Source organism: Hoylesella timonensis S9-PR14, assembly GCF_000762405.1.
Classification (GTDB): domain Bacteria; phylum Bacteroidota; class Bacteroidia; order Bacteroidales; family Bacteroidaceae; genus Prevotella; species Prevotella timonensis_A.
The window spans coordinates 1-2,084 of the sequence record NZ_JRPQ01000189.1 but is presented as its reverse complement, the minus strand read 5'-3'; the positions used below and the strand labels follow the sequence as shown (position 1 = coordinate 2,084).

Genomic DNA, 2,084 nt, shown 5'->3' with positions numbered 1-2,084 from the left:
GGAGATATTATCCGCATAGAGGCTGAAGAAGCATGGGGTACAACTGACTTTCGCTATGTATTGGCACAGCTTATGCCCGAACTGACTATTTATTATATAGTGGAAGAACCTGGCTGTGAAGTCTATGCAACCAACGATGCAGANGGCAAATATTTCCCCGAAAGGTTCTATGTAGACGCTTATGTAAACGGAGATTATCAAAGTGAGTACTTTGAGACTGAAGAACAAGCAATGACTTATGTTGCTAACCTACTCGGTAAAGAGAAAGTAAGCAAAAACGAGTTAGAAAATTGGAATGAATGCCATGAGGAAGATGACAATTTTATCTACATTCATGAATTTGAAATTGTTGAATGCTAAAGGAAACGGAGGGACTAACCATCCCTCCACAAAAAATATTTTAACATGAAATCAATCAATGAAATTGCAAGCGAGAATGGTTTAATGGTCATCCAAACGACTACTGGTTTGAACGGTTATCCACAGTGTTTGAAAAAGGCTATTATTGGATTTGAGGATTTTGAGCAAGCAGAAAATCTTGCCGAAGAATATCATCTTGACATCGAGATATTCACAAAGCGTGACGGTTGGCAGCTTTGGAGCAGAGGAAACAATCATGCATACGATGCTTTTGAGCGCTCTGCAGAAGACTATGGCGAGAATTACCAACAATTTGAAGCGAACATGAGCCAAGATGACTTCTTGCAACAAGTAGGTGCTGCAAGTTATATTGATGAGCTGGCAGATGAAGAAGATGGGCTTGAAAAAATCGAAGACTACATCAAAGGTTTAAGAGAGCTATATGATGAGATAGCAATAGCCGATGACGATGAAATCGTTATTGCAGACGGTGATGTGTACGTTGAGACGATCAAAGAAAAAACAATGCAATATAGTTACGACACGAAACACTATGTGATAGGTCTTATAGACAATAACAAAGATTAAAGGAACATCGACACCCGTCTACTCGGCGGGTATCAATTTGAAAAACAGTTGCAGTGTAAGCATGTCTTTGCGCATGCCGAAAGAAAAACCGAAGATTACATACANCATTTGCCGTGTGCTGCTCTCACAGTTCGCAGCACACTCCATTATTACCTCCCCCTATTATCCACGCTTTGTTCTGAAATAGCAAGTTATTACTAAGACTATCATTCCTTTCACCCAGCGCAAAAACATGCTAACGCAAGTTTTTGTTACANCTTCTTTCCCTTTCGGCTTGTTCCTCACGCCTGCTCCGCCAGAGTTCCATNACGCTGCAGCCATCTTCTCCTTTGTCCTGTTCCTTTTTCAATCCACTGCGACAGCGGCGAAGATGGCAGACTGCTTAATGGAACACTGGCTACGCAAAAACCCTTAAAACAGTTTCTGCTGTTTTAATCCCATNAAAGACACTGTTTCTGACCTTTCAGGATCGCCAACAGAGTCTTTCATGGGACTTCGGGAGAGGTGAAGGAAGATTATTTTTGATTAAAATCAGTTTTATGTAATCAGTCTTGACCTTACGATAAGAACCTTTGGCGTGATATGGTGCATCCCGTCCTTTGTCAAAATATGGCTTAGATATTTTTCCGAACATCCAAGGTCTTTCTCAGAGAACTTTCTAAAGACCGCTGCTACACTACCAAAGTAGTAATTCCTACGTCCTTGAATGAAATGCACGTGAATCACTTTCCTTAATTGTTTATCCATAAAACATCTAAAAATAGAAAATTAAAAATTTCTNTTTTTCNTCCCAAAGATTAAAACCAACATCGTCTCTTTGCTGATATATGTCTGTCGTTACCTCAATTTCAATACCTGTCCCAGTCCAATTTACAGAGACAACCTTGGTATTGTATTCATTGGAAAGCAAACCCTCCAATGGTACTTCAAGTCCTCGATACCTACCTGTGCTGCTTCCTTCGAATACAACATCTTTTTCGTCTGCCTTTATATATCCCTTATCTACAAAACTTTGAATAGATAAGGTGTCCCCAGGAGACGGAATGCAGGAAAATGGCCAGGTACCAGACCAATTATAAACATTTCCTGCCCAACAAAATAAAATACGCACTTTCATATATTTCTTTTAGGGACAA

2 protein-coding genes are annotated in these 2,084 nt (G+C 39.9%); one reads left to right on the top strand and one right to left on the bottom strand.

The genetic code is table 11. The annotated features are described in order from the left end of the window. Positions 1–405: 405 nt before the first annotated feature. Positions 406–948, top strand: coding sequence for a hypothetical protein (locus HMPREF9304_RS11240; RefSeq protein ID WP_036929206.1), 543 nt, complete (start codon positions 406–408; stop codon positions 946–948). A 537-nt stretch (positions 949–1,485) separates the two neighbouring features. On the opposite strand, the gene HMPREF9304_RS11235 is transcribed toward HMPREF9304_RS11240, so the two are convergent. Then, the gene (locus HMPREF9304_RS11235; protein WP_036929205.1) at positions 1,486–1,695 is read right to left on the bottom strand and encodes a hypothetical protein; all 210 of its coding nucleotides are present in this window, start codon (positions 1,693–1,695) and stop codon (positions 1,486–1,488) included. Positions 1,696–2,084: the final 389 nt, after the last annotated feature.